The organism is Desulfuromusa ferrireducens (assembly GCF_055389805.1).
Genome location: NZ_AP042415.1, coordinates 1,956,343 through 1,976,553 on the forward strand (window position 1 = coordinate 1,956,343; position 20,211 = coordinate 1,976,553).

22 protein-coding genes are annotated in these 20,211 nt (G+C 50.7%); 15 read left to right on the forward strand and 7 right to left on the reverse strand.

All coding sequences use genetic code 11. From position 1 onward, the window contains the following. The 7 genes from ACZ5PT_RS08890 to ACZ5PT_RS08920 form a co-directional block, all read right to left on the reverse strand. Complete coding sequence (locus ACZ5PT_RS08890; protein WP_464266465.1) at positions 1-408, reverse strand: PaaI family thioesterase; 408 nt, start codon at positions 406-408, stop codon at positions 1-3. Positions 409-441: 33 nt separating this feature from the next. Next, the gene (locus tag ACZ5PT_RS08895) at positions 442-630 is read right to left on the reverse strand and encodes a hypothetical protein (protein ID WP_464266466.1); all 189 of its coding nucleotides are present in this window, start codon (positions 628-630) and stop codon (positions 442-444) included. 481 nt (positions 631-1,111) lie between these two features. After that, complete coding sequence (locus ACZ5PT_RS08900; protein ID WP_464266467.1) at positions 1,112-1,711, reverse strand: J domain-containing protein; 600 nt, start codon at positions 1,709-1,711, stop codon at positions 1,112-1,114. A 134-nt stretch (positions 1,712-1,845) separates the two neighbouring features. Then, complete coding sequence (locus ACZ5PT_RS08905; RefSeq protein WP_464266468.1) at positions 1,846-2,415, reverse strand: LemA family protein; 570 nt, start codon at positions 2,413-2,415, stop codon at positions 1,846-1,848. Between the two features lie 45 nt (positions 2,416-2,460). Next, on the reverse strand, positions 2,461-4,452 hold the full coding sequence (locus ACZ5PT_RS08910) for a hypothetical protein (protein WP_464266469.1): 1,992 nt from the start codon (positions 4,450-4,452) through the stop codon (positions 2,461-2,463). 93 nt (positions 4,453-4,545) lie between these two features. Further along, the gene (gene trhA / locus ACZ5PT_RS08915) at positions 4,546-5,172 is read right to left on the reverse strand and encodes a PAQR family membrane homeostasis protein TrhA (RefSeq protein WP_464266470.1); all 627 of its coding nucleotides are present in this window, start codon (positions 5,170-5,172) and stop codon (positions 4,546-4,548) included. Positions 5,173-5,378: 206 nt separating this feature from the next. Next, entirely contained in the window at positions 5,379-5,945 is a 567-nt protein-coding gene (locus ACZ5PT_RS08920) for a hypothetical protein (protein WP_464266471.1), read from the reverse strand. 807 nt (positions 5,946-6,752) lie between these two features. Here ACZ5PT_RS08920 and ACZ5PT_RS08925 point away from each other — a divergent pair. The 15 genes from ACZ5PT_RS08925 to ACZ5PT_RS08995 all read left to right on the forward strand — a co-directional run bounded on the left by ACZ5PT_RS08925 (position 6,753) and on the right by ACZ5PT_RS08995 (position 20,184). Then, entirely contained in the window at positions 6,753-8,024 is a 1,272-nt protein-coding gene (locus ACZ5PT_RS08925; protein ID WP_464266472.1) for a sigma 54-interacting transcriptional regulator, read from the forward strand. Between the two features lie 393 nt (positions 8,025-8,417). Then, positions 8,418-8,894, forward strand: coding sequence for a hypothetical protein (locus ACZ5PT_RS08930; RefSeq protein WP_464266473.1), 477 nt, complete (start codon positions 8,418-8,420; stop codon positions 8,892-8,894). Between the two features lie 93 nt (positions 8,895-8,987). Then, positions 8,988-9,173, forward strand: a complete 186-nt coding sequence (locus ACZ5PT_RS08935) for a Flp family type IVb pilin (protein WP_464266474.1) — start codon at positions 8,988-8,990, stop codon at positions 9,171-9,173. Positions 9,174-9,276: 103 nt separating this feature from the next. Beyond that, positions 9,277-9,450, forward strand: coding sequence for a Flp family type IVb pilin (locus tag ACZ5PT_RS08940; protein ID WP_464266475.1), 174 nt, complete (start codon positions 9,277-9,279; stop codon positions 9,448-9,450). Positions 9,451-9,480: 30 nt separating this feature from the next. Then, positions 9,481-10,089, forward strand: a complete 609-nt coding sequence (locus tag ACZ5PT_RS08945) for an A24 family peptidase (protein ID WP_464266476.1) — start codon at positions 9,481-9,483, stop codon at positions 10,087-10,089. A 49-nt stretch (positions 10,090-10,138) separates the two neighbouring features. Beyond that, entirely contained in the window at positions 10,139-10,960 is an 822-nt protein-coding gene (gene cpaB, locus ACZ5PT_RS08950) for a Flp pilus assembly protein CpaB (RefSeq protein WP_464266477.1), read from the forward strand. Positions 10,961-10,987: 27 nt separating this feature from the next. Further along, positions 10,988-12,559 carry a type II and III secretion system protein family protein gene (locus ACZ5PT_RS08955; protein ID WP_464266478.1) on the forward strand — a complete coding sequence of 524 codons (1,572 nt, stop codon included), beginning with the start codon at positions 10,988-10,990 and terminating at the stop codon, positions 12,557-12,559. Positions 12,560-12,575: 16 nt separating this feature from the next. Next, positions 12,576-12,839, forward strand: a complete 264-nt coding sequence (locus ACZ5PT_RS08960; RefSeq protein WP_464266479.1) for a hypothetical protein — start codon at positions 12,576-12,578, stop codon at positions 12,837-12,839. A 44-nt stretch (positions 12,840-12,883) separates the two neighbouring features. Next, positions 12,884-13,327, forward strand: a complete 444-nt coding sequence (locus ACZ5PT_RS08965; RefSeq protein WP_464266480.1) for a TadE/TadG family type IV pilus assembly protein — start codon at positions 12,884-12,886, stop codon at positions 13,325-13,327. 18 nt (positions 13,328-13,345) lie between these two features. After that, positions 13,346-14,599, forward strand: a complete 1,254-nt coding sequence (locus ACZ5PT_RS08970) for a pilus assembly protein TadG-related protein (RefSeq protein WP_464266481.1) — start codon at positions 13,346-13,348, stop codon at positions 14,597-14,599. 44 nt (positions 14,600-14,643) lie between these two features. After that, positions 14,644-15,822, forward strand: a complete 1,179-nt coding sequence (locus ACZ5PT_RS08975) for a hypothetical protein (RefSeq protein ID WP_464266482.1) — start codon at positions 14,644-14,646, stop codon at positions 15,820-15,822. A 2-nt stretch (positions 15,823-15,824) separates the two neighbouring features. Beyond that, positions 15,825-17,189 carry a CpaF family protein gene (locus ACZ5PT_RS08980; protein WP_464266483.1) on the forward strand — a complete coding sequence of 455 codons (1,365 nt, stop codon included), beginning with the start codon at positions 15,825-15,827 and terminating at the stop codon, positions 17,187-17,189. A 29-nt stretch (positions 17,190-17,218) separates the two neighbouring features. Continuing rightward, positions 17,219-18,196, forward strand: coding sequence for a type II secretion system F family protein (locus ACZ5PT_RS08985; RefSeq protein WP_464266484.1), 978 nt, complete (start codon positions 17,219-17,221; stop codon positions 18,194-18,196). 10 nt (positions 18,197-18,206) lie between these two features. Then, positions 18,207-19,196 carry a type II secretion system F family protein gene (locus ACZ5PT_RS08990; RefSeq protein ID WP_464266485.1) on the forward strand — a complete coding sequence of 330 codons (990 nt, stop codon included), beginning with the start codon at positions 18,207-18,209 and terminating at the stop codon, positions 19,194-19,196. Positions 19,197-19,230: 34 nt separating this feature from the next. After that, positions 19,231-20,184 carry a tetratricopeptide repeat protein gene (locus ACZ5PT_RS08995; protein WP_464266486.1) on the forward strand — a complete coding sequence of 318 codons (954 nt, stop codon included), beginning with the start codon at positions 19,231-19,233 and terminating at the stop codon, positions 20,182-20,184. Positions 20,185-20,211: the final 27 nt, after the last annotated feature.

A 20,211-nucleotide genomic window follows, 5' to 3' on the forward strand; every position in this document is an offset into this window, starting at 1 on the left:
CTATTCTAGGCAAAAGAGGGATTCCGATTTACGGTAGGCGGTGCCGTGAAATTGAGCGATCAGCTGCTCTTTTTCATCGGTAATTCTAACCTGGTAGGTCCCCAACCGAGGGTTGATGGAAAGTTCCTCGGCTTCAGCGTAGAGAGTCCCGGAATAAGCCGCCTTAACGAAAGAGGTACTGGTGTTAATCGCCAGAGCCAGTTGTCCTTGGCTATTGGCGGCAACGGCAAAGGCAAAATCCGCCATGCTGAAGATTGCGCCGCCGTGCACGGTTTTAGCGCCGTTGAGATGAAATGGTTGGATCGGCATTTTTACGCGTGACCAGCCTGGCTTTACCTCTAATAGTTCAATGCCGCAATGTCGGGCAAACTGGTCGTTTTGTCGAAAAAAATCGAGTGCTTTTTGCACGCATCCTCCCAAAATACAAATAAAGCCTGCCTACTAATCCCAAAAGCTATCCAAGTTACTTTTTTTCAAGGGGCGAGGATTGTGAAGCTGTTCTGGCAAGTTGGCCTTAGCGCCACATTTACCGCAGACCACCGTCGGTTTAGTGGAGCGACGATCAATCTCTTCCATCAAGCCTTGTGCTTTAAGTTGGCAGATTTTCAAATCATTAGTTGTTTCATTCATGTCAACCTCCCCCAAAAGGACAACGAACGTTGTTAGATAGTATCCCGAGTCAAGTCAGATTGCCAAGTAAACACTGCGTAAACGGTTAGAACGTGGTTCCGGTTTGATCTGTTCATGTTCAGATTTTAAAATTAATTTTGGCGTAAAGCGACTTTTGCTGCGGCATTGCAGTGTTTACCTTTTGATAACAACAGTTTAGCAAGATAAACTGTTGACGCGAAGGATGGGGGTGCTTACTATCTGGCCGTTTTTAAAGGATTATTTAGTGTGAAGGGTGCATGTGAATGTTTGCAGTATAGATGAGTCGATTGTCGCAGTTGCTAGCTGCTGAAAAATCTGCGGCGAGCTGCCCGCTCCATTTTAACCGCCGCAGTCGTAGCCGGTTGTTGTGGAAAAAAATGGTTTCCAGGGTTGCCTAGAAAAAATCAGGAATATTAATAAAAAAGCGGGCCATTCCGGTATTGGAATGGCCCGCTTTTTTTTATTGCCTGAAGAATGTCCAGAGTCCCATTAATAGCAGGACGATGAAGTTACTGCCGGGGGCTCTGCCGAAGCTGCCGGGTTTCGGCGGGGCCCGCGTATTGCCTTTATTCTTCCGGTAGATTCCGTCGTCATCGCAGGAATAAGGGCTCGAACTGCGCTCCATCTCCAGATAATAGTAAAAATTGAAGTCTGGTTTGCGGCTTTTTTTGCGCCCCGCCTGCTGGTCGGATGGAAGCGGTTTTTTCGGAACCTCGGAAACAACATTGTCCGGTGCTATGAAGATGGCATCGAGCAGGGAGTTGAGGAAGTGATTAAACTTCTGTTGCGGGTCCACGGTTGGTGGCTTTTTATATGTGCTAGCTGGTTGTTTTGACGTCTGCTGTTTTTTGGTAACCTGCTGATTGTAGGTGTTGCGTAACTGCTCGTCACTGAGAACGCGGTAGGCATCGTTGATCTTTAAAAACAGTTCAGCTGCGGCCTCGGAGCCTTTATTGGTATCCGGGTGAAAGCGCTTCGCCATGCTGCGGTAAGCGGCTTTAACCCGTTTGATGTCGGCGTCTTCAGGGATGCCGAGCAGCTGATAATGGTTGATCGCCATGGATGCACGTCCTCATTCATTTCGGTCTCCATCCATGGAGCCGGAGGGCCTCCGCCTCAGTGTGAGGCAGAGGAGTCACTCCTCTTATCGGTCGTCGGTCGGCAGAATTTAAATCTTTTTTTGCTTCCGCCACATCAATTGTGTTGAAAGTTGACTTCGACATCCTGGCGGTGAGCTGGATCTATTTTCCATAATTCGCGGCTGGTAAAATTGAATAGCCGGGCGATAACTACGTCAGGGAACTGATCTAGCCGGGTGTTGTAGATGGTTACCGAGGCGTTATAGAGTTCGCGACGGTCAGCAATCTGATCTTCAATTTCCGTGATCCGGTTACTTAACTGTCGGAAACCGGCATCGGCTTTAAGCTCGGGATAGCGCTCAACAACCATGAACAGCGACTTCAGGGTGTCGGTCAGCATATTCTGTGCCTGCAGTTTCTGCCCTTCGCTGCGTGCGGAGTTTACCTGTGAACGTGCTTTGATGACCGCTTCAAGAGTCTGTTTTTCGTGCTGCATGTAGCCTTCGCAGACCTTGATCAGTTTCGGCAGCTCATCGTAGCGCTGCTTCAGCAGTACGTCGATATTGCTCCAGTCCTGATTGATATTGTTTTTTAGCGCAACAAAACCGTTGTAGATGATGATGACGTAAATAGCCACCGCCGTCATCAGTAGCAAAAGAACTCCCAATACGATCCAGCCGGTCATAATGTCTCCTTTGATTACGTTTTGTGTATTTTTCCATTGCCAGAATTAGTGCAAATAGTTGCTCAGGTTGTAAATCCCCCAACCGAGAGTAGCGGCTGCAGCGATAAATAGTGGAATCGTGTAGAGCGCGTAGCGGCGCAGCAAATGTGCTTCGGAATGGCTTTCGGCGATAATCAACGGGCGGCCACTTTTTTTGCTGATCATCACGTGCTCTTCCTGTTTTTTCCGTTGTTGTTTTTTTTGCAGTTCGGTATGCATCACTTGCTCTTCTACTGACTTACGGGCCGTGTCCCATTCGTCGCTGCTGATTTTGCCATCGCCATCAGCATCGAACTGGCGGATGTCCTGCGGGTTGCGCTTCAATTCGCGCAAGGCCTCGATTTTCCGTTCCGTCAGCGTCGGGCTGGCGTCTTTTTTGACCGCAGCAAAGCCGAGTACGTAGATGAGGGTCCCCTCGACAATGAGTTCTTCGACCCATTTATCGTCACTGTCATCGCTGAAACGGGCTAAGCCGATCTGGCCCGGAGTGCCCTCCTGTTTGGTTCCGGCACTGACGCGGCAACGGGCGGGATCGATCTCAACCCGGCCGGTATTATCCTCGAGGAAAAAAGGCACGTTCGCGCTGCTGCTGGTGCTGGTCACTGTCCACTGGTTATTTTGTTTGCGGTGATATTTAGTCAATCGATAAAAGACGCAAGCGGTGTGGCTCATCGGCGAAATCAAGGCGTAGCGGCGAATAGCACGGCCCTTGACTTCAACCATGCCCATGGCTATCGAGCGTATTTTGCTGGTCGGAGTATTCTCGATCTGTCGTCTCAGCCGGATAAAATGAAAACCAGACCAGAACAGCAGGGCGGATAGCAGAAATAAAAAGCTCCCCGAAGAAAAAGCGTGCCGGACAACCGTCGTGAGAATGCCTCGACTATCGATTTCAAATAGAAAGATGATGACAACAACAATGGCGGCACTGCTGCTACCGAACCAGAAACTCGGCTTATTCCAAGCGTTAGTTTGGGTTGCTGAAGGGGGAGCAGGTAGCCCATCGTCTGCTATCTCTGGGGCCGGGCCTTTTATTTTAGGATAAGCTGCAGTTGCTTTGTCGATCTCATCGGTGAGCTCTTTGGCCAGCGGCAATATCTCGTCTTGCTGGCCGCTTGCTGCCAGTTTTGGGTTTTGCAGCAACAGGGCGGCTGAAATTGCCCCGGTCAGCTCGTTTTGTTCTCCCTCTGCTTGTTGATTGAGTGGTCCAACCCGCAGCAAGTCGGCGCGTAACCAACCATAGCGGGCCAGGCTGAGCTGATTCTGCCGCTGCGTCTCCGGGGCGTCCGGATTTTCCCGGCGCAGAGTACATCCAGGCAGGTTCACCAGTCCGAAGTCGGTTGCCAGGGTAAAATCACCGGCGTACTCTTCGGCCAATTTCAATATCTGTTCAAGGTTCTGTTTGCTGCTGATGGTGGCACGTTCCCCGAGCCCTTTGGGGTCGAATTTGCCGGGGAATATCCGCACTGCATCGACGATCTGTTTTTTTACGTCGAGCAGATAAAGATCGAGCAGTGGTTGTCCCTGCAGGATTGTGCGGTGGATTTTGTGTTGCTCCAACTGGCGAATATCATCGCGGCCACGGTAGGCATGGCTTGAAAGGAGCTGCTTGACACTTTTTTCCGCCAATTCGCCGGACATCTCGGCAAACACTGCCAGAATGTTTGCTCCTTTTGCCACGTCGATAGATTTTTTTTGACAAATAAAACGGATTTTTTCATTGCTGACCTGCAGCGAGCGAAGACGCTGCGGGACAAAGAGAGGTTTGCTCGGTTCGATCAGCCAGTGGGTAAAACCGGCCATTTGCAGTGGCAGCGAGATCTTCTGCAGTTCTTCTTCACTCCCTTTGGTCAGCAACGACAAACCTTGACCGACCAGTCGCTGGCGGCATTGATAAATATCGAGATGATGGTTTTTCGCCAGCTCCTGCAATAATTCCGGAAGCTCTTCCGACTGCTGTTGCTGTTGCTCGACGATCAGGTAGGTTGACGGATTCATCTTTCTCCACTGTGCTGGTTTATAGTTTTTATTAATCTACCCGTATTAACGTCGAGCGGCAAGTCTAGAGCTTAAATTTTCTGCAGAAAGGGATCAGGCGATGAATTGATAGACGGTTAAAAAATGGAAAAAACTGCCAGCCAGAACAAACAGATGCCAGATGGTGTGAAAAAAGCGCACCCGCTCATCCAGGCCGTAAAAAATCAGTCCGAAGGTGTAGAACAGCCCGCCGCAGACTAGCAGGACAAAGCCGTTAGTCGGCAGGTTTTCGAGCAATGGATGGGCTAAAAACAGTGCCATCCAGCCCATCAGCAAGTAGATGGTCATCGGGATGGCGCGGTGTCCTCTTTTGTTTGGCAGTAAATCGATAACAATACCGACCAATGCCAGCGTCCAGACAATACCAAAAACCGACCAACCCCAGTTGCTGCGCAGGGTCACCAGGGTAAAGGGTGCATAGGTCCCGGCAATCAACATGTAGATCGCCAGGTGGTCAAGCTTGCGCAAGATCTTTTTTGCTGCTCGTCCGCTGATGGCATGGTAGACGGTTGAGGTTGCGTACAGAAGAATCATTGTGCCACCAAAAATGGAAAAGCTTAGTAGTTTCCACGGATCGGTTTGCTGGCGAATCAGTAAAATCAGTCCGATCAGGGCAGCGACGGTACCGAGTAGATGGGTGATGGTGTTGAAGAGTTCTTCAATAGCTGACTGATGTTTCATTGATGTCCTTCTGCGGTGTGGATAAAGTCCTACCGAAGTGGTTACATTTTAGCAGAAATACACTGTTTGACAACTGGAGGGGATGGGTGGCCCTTCGTAAGTTGCCGAAATGAATGGTTACAGTCCCTGAGGCGGTCTGTTTCGTTCAGAGGTCGCCGAATTAAAGTTACTGTTGAAATCGGCCTTTAGCATTCGATCAATTAAAACTAGCGGCGGTGCCCCCGTCTCCACCGGCCGTCAAAATCCCCGAAATGAGACCTGTGCAAGCGGCGATGACGGTCATAATAACCGTGGCCGCGATGCTCAGAATACCCGAAGCTAAAGAACAGGGCATTGGGGTAATGCCAGTATGGATAATAGCGCCGGGGTTGCTCATAGACATATACATTAGTCACTTTAGGCGCTTTTTTGACTACCGGACGCAAGGTTGTCGGGTCAACGATTTGCCAACTGCCGTCGGGTTGTCGACAGGCGGTTCCATAGCCCCGCTGCTCGCGATTGTCGATGATGATGGCCTGCTGGAATTCGCGACACGGCTGCCCTGTAGCCGTTTGTAAGGTTTTGACCGGTATCGTCATGCCGTAAATATTGGCGTCAGGGTTATGCCAGTTTGCAGCAATTCCAGAGGTGTTGTATTCAAGCGCAGCCTGAAAACTTTCGTTTGCTACCCGCTGATCGACAGTGGAAAGCGGCTGAAGAATATCCTGCCCCTGTGCTGGAGCAAATGCCAGCAGCAGGCAGGCTGTCAAGAACAATGAAATGTTTCGTTTCATCTTGGCCTCCCTGGGAGAGAGTTCTATGTCTGGTGGTTTGCCCGTTTCTTTCTTTGTCAGGCTCCCGACCAGATGCACGCTCCGGGGGTGGTTGCTGTGGTATCCGCAGCCCGCGCCATCCTTTCCGGGAAAAGCACCACACCCTAATTGTAACAGATGGGAGCCGACAGATGGTACCCGCCGCCGCAGCAAAATAGGCATCAACAACAATCATCACTGATGCCAATCCTTTCTCCCCGGCCAACCTAAAAACAAAACAATACAATACACCCCTGAACCACTACAATTTGAATTCTTCATCACTTGCGGTTTTGAAGTGGTTTTTTGGTTAATTAGAAATACCAGTCAGAGACAGGAATAAAGTGTTGCCACTGGTGTGGTAACTTGCCGAATTGTTTGGTGTGTAGGCGTTGTTGCTGTGCATAGAAGAGTTAGCACCAGGTTCATTAGAGAGGTTTTGGGCTTCTGTTGGTTGTGATTTGCTCATTTTTCGATTTAATAGTAGTTCACATTTGTTGTTTGTCAGAGGGGTATTTAGATTTCGTCTGGGGCGGAATCTGGAAAAGGATGTGTTTGGTTGCCACAAAACTGTTCAGGTTCGAGTGACATTGGATCTTATGTCATTTAAACGCTATGCCCTGCCTTAAGCGTGCAGCATCAGTCCTGACAAATGTAATGCGCTTTCTTATTATTTCACCGTTCTTGCATGAAAAGTTGTACCTGGAAAAGTTAACCGTATATGCGAGTGCGTCTGGTTTAAATATGTAAAAGGGTCAGGCTATGTACTCTATGACGGGGGGAAATCCGATGGTTGCAAGTGATGAGCGACGCTGTTATCAGCGAGAGAGTTTGCACTTGTCGCTGCTGATAAGTGGTGAACACACGCAAGAAGTGTGGGGATCTGCCTGGATGCTCGATGCTTCTCCTAGCGGGTTGCTGCTGACCCCGCCAGAGACGTTGACGCTCTGCGCCGATGAGCGTGTCCGTTTGCGCCTGCCATTAAGCGAAAATACCAATTATGAGCTCGGATCCGGAACCGTTAACCATATTACGTTCCAGGACGGGCGCAAGGTTCTGGGGGTTGAGCTCAATGAAGAGACGCCGTTTTTATCCTGGGTGGGGATGCTGGGCATCTCTTCGCAAATCCTCAAAATCAAAGCTCTGCTGCCAAAAATTTGCTCTTCCGGACTCAATATTCTGATCAGGGGCGAAACCGGAACCGGTAAGAATGTTCTGGCCAAGCTAATCCATAACGTCCGCTGTGGAGCGGAACATCCTTTTATCCGGGTCAACTGTCCCAGTATTCCTGATTCCCTGTTCGAGTGTGAGCTGTTTGGACACGAAAAAGGCGCTTACACCGATGCCAAATGTTCCGCACCGGGATATTTCCGTGTGGCTGCCGGGGGAACGATTCTGCTCGACGAAATTTCGGAAATTCAGCCGCACCTTCAGGCAAAGCTGCTCAGTGTCATCGAGGATAAGGAATTTATCCCGGTTGGCGGGCACAAGGTTATCCCGGTTCGAGCCAACATAATTGCCACTTCAAATATTGATCTGGAAACAGCCGTAGAGGAAGGACGTTTCCGCCGCGATCTTTACTATCGTCTGTGTGAAATGCCGATCCATCTGCCGTCGTTGAGTGAACGCAAAGAGGATATCGCACTGCTGACGCATTATTTTCTGCTCTTCTATTGCGAAAAATTTGACCGACCATTTCGGATGTTGTGCAGCGATGAAATTGAAATATTAAGAAACCATCCCTGGCCGGGCAATATTCGCGAGCTGGAAAATTATGTGAAGCAGATGGCACTAATGGATACGTTCATCAAGCCGGAAGGAGCCAAACCACATTGCCAGGCAGAGAAATTAAGCATGGATGCCATGGATATTCTCAACGGCTTGCTCGCCGAAGGGAACAGCCTGCCGGAATTGACGAAAAAAATGACCATACAGGTTGAGCGCACGGTGATCCTGAAAGTGCTGGAAGAGTGCCAGCAGAATAAAACCAGCGCTGCCGGGCAACTCGGAATATCCTACCGCACCCTGCTGAGAAAGCTGGAGCAGCTTGATCTGACGTAGTTATTTGCCGTCTAAAAATAGCTTGTTAAGTCTACGCTGTTAAAGCGTAGACTTTTTTTGTTTCTTTTTGCCAGAGTTCGTCTGGCTGCCCGCTTATGACCCCCGCACTAATCATCATCATGTAACTGTTATTCCAGCCAAGGAGTACACCTCCCAATGTCTAGTGGAACTTGCTGCCTCGGGTCGTCAATGTGACAGGCATGTCATGCCAGCGCTGTCACATTGTCATAGTTGCCATGCTTGTTCCGCGATCTCAGCCACTGTCTGTACATTTTAGAATTAGCTGTAATATCAGTTGCTTGGAGAATTGTTTCTGGTTTTTGAGAGGCTGGCACGACCGTTGCTATTCATTAAGATCAAATCAACGGGTAGCGATCTCATTGTGAGGGACTGATGACGACCGGACAACGACTGGATAAAATTGAACGTCGCAAAGCTACCTACTGGGATTGTCAGGAACTGCTGACCTATGAAAAGGAACGCAGTGAGCGGCATAACCACTTTTTTGCCCTCTGCGGGGTGGTATTTATCGATTATCCAGGTGCTGACCCGATCGCCTTTCTGAAGACGGAATTGCGTAATTCCGATTATATCTTTTCGGTGCCGAATAAAGAGGGGTTCAGCCCTTTAGGGGTAAACGTCGGACTGCTGCTGCCTGAAACCGACTTGCCGGGGGGACAGCTGGTTTATGAGCGGATCAAAGAGCTGTGCAGCGCGCGTAAATTTCAAGTGCAAGTCGGTCTGGCGATTTATCCCGATGACGGCACCATTCCTTTGGACATATTGAAAAAAGCATTTAGTTCAGTTGTGTCTCCGGAATTTGGTGAAAACAGCACAGCAGTTAAGAGCGAATATCAAGATAGCAAATGAAAAGTGCAACTTGTTCCGAAGGGCGGTCTTTTGGGGCAAAGGAAACTCGGACGGTCACTGATCGTTCACAACACAAAATGAGGAGGAGATCACATGAGCAACTTCATCGAGAGAATGAACGCATTCTGGAAGGAAGAGGATGGTGTTACGGCGATTGAGTACGGGTTGATTGCGGCACTGATTGGGGTAGCAATCGTTGCTACGGTAACAGCGGTCGGCGGTGGGCTAAATACAACATTTCAGACAGTTCTTGATAAGCTCACAACTCCGGCAGTTTAAACAAAGGGGGGGCTTTACGGTGTGCTGTGCTTCTTAATCATTTAAATCGAACGGTAACCAGTAGAGTCTCCCTTTCTTTTAGCTCAGCCCATGGAGTAATAAAATGACGCTAGTAAAGCGATTTCTCGTGGATGAAGAGGGTGTCACCTCGATTGAATACGCGCTCATCGCAGCATTGGTAGCCATGGCAATTGTCGCGGCAGTCACCTCGCTTGGGACGGCAGTCAAGAAGAACTACACAAATGTTGAAACCGCTGTAACGGAAGCAAATAATTAACGCTATTTAATTGCGGGGGAGGAGATTTGCATGAGACTAAGTCTGTTGAACAATCTGCCCCGCTGGACTTGCGGCACTCTTGCCGGAGTGCTGGCGATTTGTTTTCTCTACCAGGGCAGGAATGACCTTCCCATCGTCTTTGCTTCGCTGTTCTTATTACTGATCTGCACCACCGATACCCTTTATGCGAAAATCCCTAACCTGTTCAGCCTGTTCTTGACCTTAAGCGGCTTCGGCCTGCACTTCTGGCAGGATGGGGCTGCGGGGCTCTGGATCGCGCTACTCGGCCTGCTGACCGGCTTTGTCCTGCTGATTATCCCTTATCTTTTGGGTGGCATGGGTGCCGGCGACGTCAAGGCGTTGGCAGCACTGGGGGCGCTGCTGGGTGCTGGAACTATCCTCCAGGTTGCCCTGTATATGTTCCTGGCCGGCGGCCTGATGTCCATTCTGCACTACCTGTGCAACCGAAATCTGCTGACCCAATGCCGCGCGGGCTTCAATGCCTTGCGGGTATTTTTATATAGCCGCGATATCAAAACCTTTAAACCTGACGCAAACAGTGAGTCTCTGCGCTTTCCTTACGCGGCGGCGATCGCCTTTGGGTTTTTTGCCCACACCTGGTGGGGCAACCTGATCTAACTGATTAAATCAACGCCGCTGACAAGCGCGTCAAAAGCAGGAGGAATAGATGAAAAGGTATGGGGCGGTTATCGTATTAGTGGTCGCAGTGCTGTTCGGGGTTGCTGCCGTGTTCCTGACCAACCAATGGTTGTCTTCACAGGTTTCCAGCGGAGAGGCCGTGGTGGTCAGGGAGCAGACTCCGGTTACCGAGATTGTCGTTGCGGCCAGTGACATACCGGTTGGTAGCCGGCTCAACGAAGTGAATCTGGCTCTGGCGACCTGGCCGGAAGCGAATATTCCTAAGGGGGCATTTACTGAGATTGCTGCTCTGAATGATCGCATTGCCGTTTCCAAGCTGGTGGCCGGTGAACCACTGTTGGCTGCTGAACTGGCTGCACCGGGATCTGGTGCCGGGATGGTGGCGATGATCGAGCCGGGGATGCGGGCCATGTCGATCAAGGTTGATGAGGTCACCGGCGTTGGCGGTTTTATCCTGCCGAGTACCTTTGTCGATATTATCGGCGTGGAAAAACTCAAAGGTGATCAGCGTAAGGCGGAAACAATTCTGCGGCGGATCAAGGTGTTGGCGATCGCTCAGGAAACCTTCACCGAAGAGGGGAAGGCCAAGATCGTCAGAACCGTCACCCTGGAACTGAAACCGGCGCAAGCTGAAAGCCTGGCATTGCAGACCTACAAGGGGAGCATCCATCTGATCCTGCGTAATCCGCTCGAACAGATCCCTGTGCCTCCACCCCCGGTAGCCAAGGTCAAAGGTGTGCCGACGCTGAAATCGAAAGTCTACAAGCCGAAACCCGCTCCCTTTGATGTCGAGGTCATCCGTGGTGGTGACCGGGAGAAGGTCCATTTTGCTAGTGCTGCTACGGAATAATTCTACCGCTGTGATTGAGGAGGCAACATGATCAGGCCCCGCTACTGTTTACTACTTGGATGGATACCCTCTCTGCTACTGGTCGGTCTGTTGGCTGGTTTGGCCTCGGCTGCTGGGGTTGATCGTCAGACGCTGGAATTGAAGTTAGGTGGTTCTGATTTGGTTAACACTGCCTATCCCTTTAAGCGAGTGTCGATTGCCAATCCTGATGTCGCCGATGTGGTCGTCATTTCCCCCAGAGTGCTTTATGTCTTTGGTAAAAAAGCTGGTTACACCAGTGTCATTCTCTGGGAAGAAGGCAAAGGTCAAACGCTGCTCGACGTGTTGATCTCACTCGACCTGACCGGCTTGAAGAAGCGAATTCATGAGCTTTACCCCGATCAGCAGATCAAGGTGCATGGTTCGGAGACCGGGGTTGTGTTGTCGGGGACCGTTTCCGGCCCGGAAGTTGTTGAACAGCTACTGCGTTTGACCAAGACCTACATGCCGAAACTTGCCGAAGGGGATGAGACACAGGATGGCACCGGCCGTTCGGGAACCGGAGTGACCAACCTGTTGCAGGTAAGTGGTATCCATCAGGTGATGCTGGAGGTCACGTTTGCCGAAGTTAACCGGACCAAAGGGAAGGACTGGCAGGCTGGACTTGGTTTCAGCAATCTGGGAGAAAATGTTACCGGTGCGGTTAATTCAAGTGGCAGTGCGTTGGTTCCGCTGGCGTTTGACGAGAATCACCCTGGCCCGGCGATGCTGCGTGACGGAACCATCGCCAGCCTGATCGACGGATCGATCGACGGAATCCTGCAAAACCCAGCGAGCCTGTTGTTTAATTTTGCCGGCAATGCCGCCAATATTTTCCTCAATATCGATGATTTTTCTGCCGCCCTGAATCTGATGGAAAATGAAGGTTTGGCCAGGACCTTGGCTGAACCACGCTTGGTGACCCAGAGTGGTCAGGAAGCCAGTTTTTTGGCTGGTGGGGAATTCCCGATTCCGGTGCCTCAGGGGGATGGTGATATCACCATCGAATACAAGGAATTCGGTGTCTCGCTGGTCTTTACCCCGGTGGTGTTAAGTGATGGCAAAATCAGCCTGCGGGTTGCGCCGAGTGTCAGTGATATCGTCAGTATGCAGTCGGTGCCAGCCGGGATCATCGGGGCCAATTTTGTGGTGCCGAACCTGAGTACCCGCAAGCTCGAGACGACGGTGCAACTGCACGATGGCCAGACCCTGGCGCTGGCCGGACTGCTGCAGGACAAGTTTCGCGACAATGTAAGTAAAATCCCTGGATTGGGAGATTTGCCGATCCTCGGCCCGTTGTTCCGCAGTACCAACTTTATCGAGGAGAAAACCGAATTGCTGATTGCGGTGACGCCGCGACTGGTCAAACCGGTTGAGGCCGGCTCGCTCAGTTTTCCTGGCCAGGAGTTGCAACCGCCTGACTGGTACGAGTTCTATCTCGAGGGGCGGTTGGAAGGTCGTCGCCCATCCGCAGTTGGTTCCGTTGAAGACCCCTTAGGGAAATCGATTTCGGCAGTGGAAGCGATTGACGGTGGCGGCCTTGAGGGTACCTTTGGTTATCAACCTGTTGCAGCACAATAAGCAAGGGGGAAACGACATGAAAAATAAACTGATGATTCTCGCGCTGCTCCTTAGCATTGGCGGCTGCGCCTCGTTTGAAGAGGCTTATATTTATGATCGGGAATTTGGTCAGGCAACCAAGGCATCATTTGCCAGCCAGATTGTTCATCCCGACAAGCAAACAAAGAAGGTTCCCGAGGGGCTGGCTGGTATTACCGCCGAGGAGCTGATGAAGGTTTACAACGGTACCTTCGCAGAGAAACCGCAACAGATCAATGTGATGTCCTTAGGTGGCAACTAGCAGTTTAGAGGGCTTACATTCATGGAGAGGAAGAGGGTGGCAGGATGAGAAAAAGGTCACTCAAAAACGAAAATGGCGCAGCTGTAGTCGAATTTGCCATTTTATTACCGCTGTTGTTACTGATCATTTTCGGCGGCGTCGAATACGGCTTGGTGATGTTCAACCAGCAGGTATTGACCAATGCCAGCCGCGAGGCGGCCAGGGCGGGGATTGTTGTCGGCGCTGATGCTATAGATGATCCAGTCGTGCAGCAGATTGCCCGCGATTACTGCCAGGATTTTCTGGTTACCTTTGAGAACTCAGTTACTTTGCCGGTGATAACGATTGCTCGCGATGCTGATGATAGCAAAGAATTCGGCCATCCTCTGATCGTCACCGTTCAATATAGCTATCAGTTTCTGCTGATGCCCAATCTCAGTAGCTTGTTCGGAGAGAGCTCTGCGAGTGCCTTAGCTTTGGAAGCACGAACAACGATGCGCTATGAGTAATGAATAGGGGGTGCGGTAATGAAGGCTGTGTGGCTGGTTGACAAAATGAATGAGCAAAAAGGCGCTGTCGCGGTGACGGTTGCCTTGTTGCTGATTGTGCTGATCGGCTTTTCCGCGCTCTCGATTGATATTGGTTACCTGATGGTGACCCGCAATGAATTGCAGAATGTTGCCGACGCCGCAGCTTTGGCTGCGACCAGAAAGCTTGGTAATAACTACCAGAACATGACCTTTGAAGAACAATTAAGTTACGAGTGCAACACGGTAGAATGGTCATTGCCCTGCTCTGAAATTATTACCGTAGCCAAAGATGCCGGGTTTGCTAATCAGGCCGGTCAGGTCGATATAATTATTAATGATAACGACATATTTATTGGTCGTTGGGACTTTTCGATTCCGCCACCGTTCGACCCATCTAACGATCCCTTTACTGTGCAGGCTGCGCAGCCCAGGGCTGTACGTGTTATTGCCAGGCGGGACGAGACCGAAAATAATCCGATTACCACGTTCCTGGCTGGAGTTTTAGGGGTTGATACTCTGGCTGTCTCGGCGGTCGCCACGGCAGCTTTGAGTGGACAGGGCAGCGCTGATCCGGGGGAATTGGAATTGCCAGTGGGTATTGACGAGTTATTTTTTAAAAACAAGCCCGAAGAGGGATTTTGTAAAGAGGAAATCTATTTTTCACCGACAAGTTTGTCATGTGCTGGTTGGACTTCGTGGGATGAAAAAGAAAACGCTGCTCTTATGCTGGATTTAGTGACGGGTGAAGTAGCAAACCCTGAAGCCAGTGTGGCAGATGTTTTCAATTATGGTGGGGGCGATATCGCAAATCTTTTTGACGATTTGCAGTGGCGCTTTAGAGATTTGGGCTACGATGTCGATATTGATGGTAAGCCTTTGCTGACGAACGTTAATGATGACCCTGTGCTTGGTGCCTTGCCAACCGACACTGATGGAGCCGTTAATATGTATGAAGATGACGGCGTGACGCCGCTCATCTATGAGCTTGCGCATCCCCTTGATCCCAAGATTGAACGCAATGAACATGTGTGGCCAACGACGGTGGTTGTCTATGAGGACTCTGGTTGTGTGAACCCAAATCAGACGCGTAAAACAGTGGGGTTTGCCCGGATCAAAATCACGAACGTCTTGGTCGTGCCGGAGAAGACCCTGGTGGGGCAGGTCGACTGTGATTATGTATCTACTGATGACACCAGGGGAGGCGGCGGAGAATATGGAACCATCGGCAGTATCCCCGGTTTGGTTCAGTAGCAGATTGATGGCACTTATTCATGTTGTCAGGAAAGTTGGCGATTATGGCAGACGAACTAAAAATTCTGGTTGAAAGCAGTCGAAAGGAGATTCGCAGTCAGCTCGCGGAGATTCTGGGCTCCCTGCCGAAGATCGCTTTCAATCTGTCTGAAGGGCTGCTTCCGGACCAGAACAGTCAAGCTGGAAAACCCGGTCCGGACATCATTATCCTCGATGAAGGAACAGGCGGTGGCGATATTGGCAGCAGGCTAAAGATACTTCAGGCACAATTCATCGAATCGGCCATTTTTGTCATCTCCCCTGATGCCAGCCCGAAAAATATCGTCCGCCTGATGAAGGCCGGGGCCAGTGAGTTTATCGGTAATCCGCTTAAGGCCAGTAACCTGATCGATGCTGTCGAAGAGTTCCGCATCAAGCGGATGAATGCCGGTAAGGTTGCCGAAGGTAAGATCTTCAGTTTTATCAGCAGTAAGGGGGGGCTCGGCTCTTCAGTGATTGCGGCAAACAGTGCCGCCGCACTTGCCAAATCGCAAGAGCGCTCTGTCGCTCTCTGCGACATGAGCCTAGAATCGGGCGATCTGTCGGTAATGCTCGATGCGATGCCTGAGCTGACAATCGTCGATCTGTGCCGCAATATCCATCGGCTCGATGTTTCTCTGTTCCGTGGCGCTATTAGTCGGCATATGACCGGCGTCGATTTTCTGGCTGCCCCGCAAAATCCTGCCGATAGCAGGGATATCAAGGCTGAACATGTGCAGCAGATCCTGGTTCTGGCGCGTAAACTGTATGACTTCACCCTGCTCGACTGTCCCGCTATGCATCTGGATGATACGACCCTTGCGGCACTGAACCTGTCTGAGCGGATTTTTGTCATTACCGATCTGTCGGTGACGGCGATCAGAAATGCTTCGCGACTGTGCAAGCATATTGAAAAACTTGGCATCCCCCGCTCGCGCATCGCAGTAGTGATCAATCGCTATATCAAGGGGAGCACGCTCAGCGTTGAAGAAGTGGAAAAAAACCTTAACCGAACAGTTTTCTGGATTTTCCCCAACGACTTTTCAGCGGTTGTTTCGTCGATTAATCGCGGCATCCCTCTGGTTAAGCAGAACTCATCGGCCCTGTTTTCCCGCAACATGGTCGAGTTTATTGAAAAGCTGCAAAATCCCGATGTGCATGGTGAATACCGGGGTATTAAAGGGGTGTTCGGCAAGGTCATTTAGGAGTGCATATGCTTAAATCACTGTTCAATAAAAGTCAGCCTGACATCCCAGAGCGAGAGTACCCCGCTGCGGTTGTTGAGATTGCTCCCGAGTTGTCGGCCAAGGACGATCACTTCTACGATCTGAAAAATCAGATCCACGCCAAGTTGATTGAAGAGGCGAATCTGGAGGCGCTGGATACCCTGACCGATGATGAACTGCTTGGGGAAATTCAGCTGATCGTTGAAGATTTCTTGCAGGGCAAAAGCACTCTGCTCAACGACACTGAGCGGCAAGCCCTGATCACCGAGGTCAAGGATGAATTGACCGGCTTGGGTCCTTTGGAACCTTTGCTTCGCGATCAGTCCTATTCCGATATTCTCTGCAATACCTATAAGGACATATTTGTTGAGAGTGGCGGAGTACTGAAAAAAACCAATGCCAGGTTCGTCAATGATGCTCACCTGTTGAATATTATCGACCGGATCGTCTCCAAGGTCGGGCGCCGGATCGATGAGTCAACACCGATGGTTGATGCCCGACTTCCTGATGGCTCACGGGTCAATGCGATTATTCCGCCTCTGGCCGTCGATGGGCCGATCCTTTCAATTCGACGTTTCGGCGGCAAGGTTCTTGAGATGGAGAATCTTGTCGAATACGGAACGCTAACGCCGAACATTGCCACCTTTCTCGCTAAGTGCGTTAAGGCTCGGTTGAATATCATGGTCTCCGGCGGCACGGGTGCCGGTAAAACCACCTTGCTGAATGTCTTGTCGCGCTACATTCCGGAAAATGAACGGATTGTTACGATTGAAGATTCGGCCGAATTGCAGATGCAGCAGGAACATGTGGTGCGTCTGGAAACCCGGCCGGCCAATATCGAGGGAACCGGAACGGTGACCCAGCGGGATCTGGTGCGCAACAGTCTGCGGATGCGCCCGGACCGGATTATCATTGGTGAGGTTCGTGGCACCGAGGCTTTCGATATGCTGCAGGCGATGAATACCGGCCATGAAGGTTCCCTGACGACCATCCACTCCAATTCCCCCCGGGATTCGTTGACCCGGCTGGAATCGATGTTGTTGATGACCGGTGTCAATCTGCCGGAAAAGGCGATGCGCTTCATGGTCTCCTCGGCGCTCGATCTGATCATTCAGGTTTCCCGGGTGACCGATGGTTCGCGCAAACTTATGTCTGTCATTGAAGTGGTGGGGATGGAGGGAGAAATTATCTCCCTGCAGGAAATTTTCCGTTATGAAAGACAGGGGATCGACGCGAACGGCAAGGTCCTGGGGCGGTTTGTGCCGACCGGAATTCGACCCCGGTTTGCAGAACGTCTCGAACTGGCTGGGATCAGTTTTGCGGAAGAGCTGTTCTCCCCCGATTGAGCCTTTTGTGCAGGAAGGAGCAAGAGATTATGGACCTGCTTACTATGCTGCTTTACGGAGCTATCTTTCTGTTTGTCGTCTTGACCGTACAGTGCGTTTACTTGGTTTGGTCGGGCAGCAAACTGGTGGAAAAGCGCAAGTTGAAAACACGTCTGCTGACCATCTCTGCCGGTGGCAAGCATGGCCAGGAGAAACTGAGTCTCTACCGGAAAAAGGTTTTCAGCAAGGCCGGGCCACTGGAAGCTTTCTTTCTCTCGTTACCTCGTGTGGCTCGGCTAGACCGTTTATTATTGCGAACTGGCTTGCCAATTACGGCGACAAGTTTTGTGTTGCTCAGCTGTATCCTCGGGGGAGTCGGCACACTGATCGGCTTGCATTTTTTGAACTCAACCGCCGTCGCACTGGCCCTCGGTGGGCTGCTTTTGTTTGTCCCACTGTTGTGGCTACGTTCTGCGGAACAAAAATCTCTGGCAAAATTCCACGATCAGCTCCCGGAAGGGCTGGATTTGCTGGCGCGGGCGTTGCGTTCCGGGCATGCGCTCTCTTCCGGGCTTGAAATGCTTGCCGAAGAGATGCCCGACCCGCTCGGCGCAGAATTTTCCGCGGTGGTCGATGAAATCAGTCTGGGGCTGACCCTCAAGGAAGCGCTGGAAAACCTCTGTGCCCGCGTAGCCAGCTCGGATCTACGCTATTTCACCATTGCGATTTTGGTGCAGAAGGAGACCGGAGGGAATATCGCGGAAATCCTCGATAACATCAGCCAGCTGATTCGTGAACGGGTTAAATTTAAGCGCCACGTCGCCTCCCTTACCGCCGAAGGCAAGGTGTCCGGGGTGATTCTGGTGATGCTGCCGATAGTGATGTTTTTCGTTATCTATTTCCTGAATTACGATTATATCTCGATGCTCTGGATCGATAAAGAGGGGCAGAAGCTGCTGGCCGGGGCAATTGGTATGATGACTTTAGGTGTTGTCATGATCCGTAGAATAATCCGTATCGAGATGTAAGGGGTGAACTATGGCAAGTATCATGAGTTTCGTTAATCAAATGGTTGTCAGCGGTGACCTGCTATTGATTCGGTTGACAGTATTCTCTTCTGTGGTTCTGTCTGTCGGTGTTCTGTCGTTGGTTATCCTCCGCCGTAACCCGACCTCCCAACGGCTGGGTAAGTTACTTACCCAAGAGACTCCAGCGATTAAGGTGAAGAAAACCAAGCTGCTCGAGGGTGAGGATCGGGGTCTGGTTGCCAAGGTAGCAACGCCGCTGCATGGCATCCTATCGCCAAGTAACGCCGCAGGCCGCCAGCAGGCGCGGATTCGCTTGACGCAAGGTGGGTTCCGTTCGCAGAAGAGCTATCGCATCTATTTTGCCCTCAAGCTGGTTTTGGCTTGTCTGCTGCCGGGATTATTCCTGCTGCGCGGTATGTTTTATAATCTGACTCCGCAAATTCTTCTGATTTGTCTGGGTCTGACAATTGTTGGTTACTTTATCCCGGCGGTGGTTTTGAGTACCATCATTAAAAAGCGCCAGCAGGGGATACTCAGGGCGCTGCCAGATGCTCTGGACTTGATGGTGATTTGTGTTGAATCCGGCTTGGGTCTCGATATGACATTCAAGCGTGTTGCTGATGAGCTGCGTTCTTTGAATAAAGATTTAAGCGATGAATTTCATACCGTGAATCGTGAGATCCGGGCGGGACGTCCGCGCAGCGAAAGCTTGAAGAATATGAGCCTGCGCACCGGGGTTCCCGAAGTACAAAACCTGATGACGATGCTGGTACAAACCACGCGTTTTGGCACCAGTATGGCCAGGGCCCTCCGGGTGCATTCTGATGCCATGCGTGTCAAGCGGCGCCAGGTCGCCGAAGAGAAGGCCGCAAAAACTGCGATCAAGCTGACCCTGCCATTGATCCTGTTTATTTTCCCGGCAACCATGGTGGTTCTATTGGGACCTGCCGGACTGAAGATCTTTAAGGTGCTGTTGCCGGTGTTGGGCCAGGGTGGTTGAGAATGAAATATTCGGTTAAGGAGGGACGCATATTATGAGGAATTTGCCATTACCTGTTTGTTTGCTTCTGCTAGCGAGTTGGACTGTTTATCTTGGCGGCTGTGCAGTGCAACCGACAGCGATAGCATTTGCCCCAGTCGCTCATGAGGCTCTGTCGGAAGAGAAGGTTACCGACAGGCTGGAAGAAATGCCTGTGGAGACTCTGCTGGTCAAGGGGGCGGCTTATCTGGAACAGAATAACTTGCCCTTGGCCCAACTGCACCTGCTCAAAGCTTTAATGCTGGCACCAGATAATGTAGAGGCATATCAACTTCTGGGTGGACTGTTTCTGAAGAAAAACCAGTTAGCCAAGGCGCAAACGGCTTTTTCGCAGGCTCTTAAATACGACCCGGAGAATCAGCTGGCCCTGTTTGGCTTGGGCAAGACTTATCGGCTAACAGGTGATTGCGTTACCGCTGATAGGTATTTGCAACAAGCTCAGCATCTGGCAGCAGATAATCCTGATATTCTAACTGAAATGGCCATCTGTTACGACACTCTGCAGCAGAGTGCAAAGGCCGAAGAATTGTACCTTCAGGTGACAGAGTTACAGGCGTTGAACCCATCTGCCTTTAATAATCTGGGATTTCATTATCTGATTCAGGCTGAATATGCCCGGGCGATAGACGTCTTTTCGGTAGGCGTAAGGTTGAAACCTGAAGATCGCTTGATCAAGAATAATCTTGCGGCTGCGTATATTTTGAATGGAGATGAAGCGCGAGGTTTGGCTTTCTTTGCGAGCAGTATAGGTCAGGCTGGTGCGCTAAATAATGCCGGCTATATTCATCTGGTACAAAATCGTTGGAAACAGGCCGAAGCTGCATTTGTTAAAGCGTTGGAATTGAGTCCCAGTTACTATGTGAAAGCTGGAAAAAATCTGGATTATTTAAGGCAACTGATCGCTTATCAGAATACGGAAAAATCAGAAATGAAAGAGGTCAGTAAATAGGGTCGATCTGGAACTATTGAACAATGT

Bases quoted from the DNA above. Each gene is read 5' to 3' on its own strand.
- ACZ5PT_RS08895 (WP_464266466.1), bottom strand. From the start codon at position 630: ATGAATGAAACAACTAATGATTTGAAAATCTGCCAACTTAAAGCACAA.
- ACZ5PT_RS08900 (WP_464266467.1), bottom strand. From the start codon at position 1,711: ATGGCGATCAACCATTATCAGCTGCTCGGCATCCCTGAAGACGCCGAC.
- ACZ5PT_RS08905 (WP_464266468.1), bottom strand. From the start codon at position 2,415: ATGACCGGCTGGATCGTATTGGGAGTTCTTTTGCTACTGATGACGGCG.
- ACZ5PT_RS08910 (WP_464266469.1), bottom strand. From the start codon at position 4,452: ATGAATCCGTCAACCTACCTGATCGTCGAGCAACAGCAACAGCAGTCG.
- trhA (WP_464266470.1), bottom strand. From the start codon at position 5,172: ATGAAACATCAGTCAGCTATTGAAGAACTCTTCAACACCATCACCCAT.
- ACZ5PT_RS08920 (WP_464266471.1), bottom strand. From the start codon at position 5,945: ATGAAACGAAACATTTCATTGTTCTTGACAGCCTGCCTGCTGCTGGCA.
- ACZ5PT_RS08925 (WP_464266472.1), top strand. From the start codon at position 6,753: ATGGTTGCAAGTGATGAGCGACGCTGTTATCAGCGAGAGAGTTTGCAC.
- ACZ5PT_RS08930 (WP_464266473.1), top strand. From the start codon at position 8,418: ATGACGACCGGACAACGACTGGATAAAATTGAACGTCGCAAAGCTACC.
- ACZ5PT_RS08935 (WP_464266474.1), top strand. From the start codon at position 8,988: ATGAGCAACTTCATCGAGAGAATGAACGCATTCTGGAAGGAAGAGGAT.
- ACZ5PT_RS08940 (WP_464266475.1), top strand. From the start codon at position 9,277: ATGACGCTAGTAAAGCGATTTCTCGTGGATGAAGAGGGTGTCACCTCG.
- ACZ5PT_RS08945 (WP_464266476.1), top strand. From the start codon at position 9,481: ATGAGACTAAGTCTGTTGAACAATCTGCCCCGCTGGACTTGCGGCACT.
- cpaB (WP_464266477.1), top strand. From the start codon at position 10,139: ATGAAAAGGTATGGGGCGGTTATCGTATTAGTGGTCGCAGTGCTGTTC.
- ACZ5PT_RS08955 (WP_464266478.1), top strand. From the start codon at position 10,988: ATGATCAGGCCCCGCTACTGTTTACTACTTGGATGGATACCCTCTCTG.
- ACZ5PT_RS08960 (WP_464266479.1), top strand. From the start codon at position 12,576: ATGAAAAATAAACTGATGATTCTCGCGCTGCTCCTTAGCATTGGCGGC.
- ACZ5PT_RS08965 (WP_464266480.1), top strand. From the start codon at position 12,884: ATGAGAAAAAGGTCACTCAAAAACGAAAATGGCGCAGCTGTAGTCGAA.
- ACZ5PT_RS08970 (WP_464266481.1), top strand. From the start codon at position 13,346: ATGAAGGCTGTGTGGCTGGTTGACAAAATGAATGAGCAAAAAGGCGCT.
- ACZ5PT_RS08975 (WP_464266482.1), top strand. From the start codon at position 14,644: ATGGCAGACGAACTAAAAATTCTGGTTGAAAGCAGTCGAAAGGAGATT.
- ACZ5PT_RS08985 (WP_464266484.1), top strand. From the start codon at position 17,219: ATGGACCTGCTTACTATGCTGCTTTACGGAGCTATCTTTCTGTTTGTC.
- ACZ5PT_RS08990 (WP_464266485.1), top strand. From the start codon at position 18,207: ATGGCAAGTATCATGAGTTTCGTTAATCAAATGGTTGTCAGCGGTGAC.
- ACZ5PT_RS08995 (WP_464266486.1), top strand. From the start codon at position 19,231: ATGAGGAATTTGCCATTACCTGTTTGTTTGCTTCTGCTAGCGAGTTGG.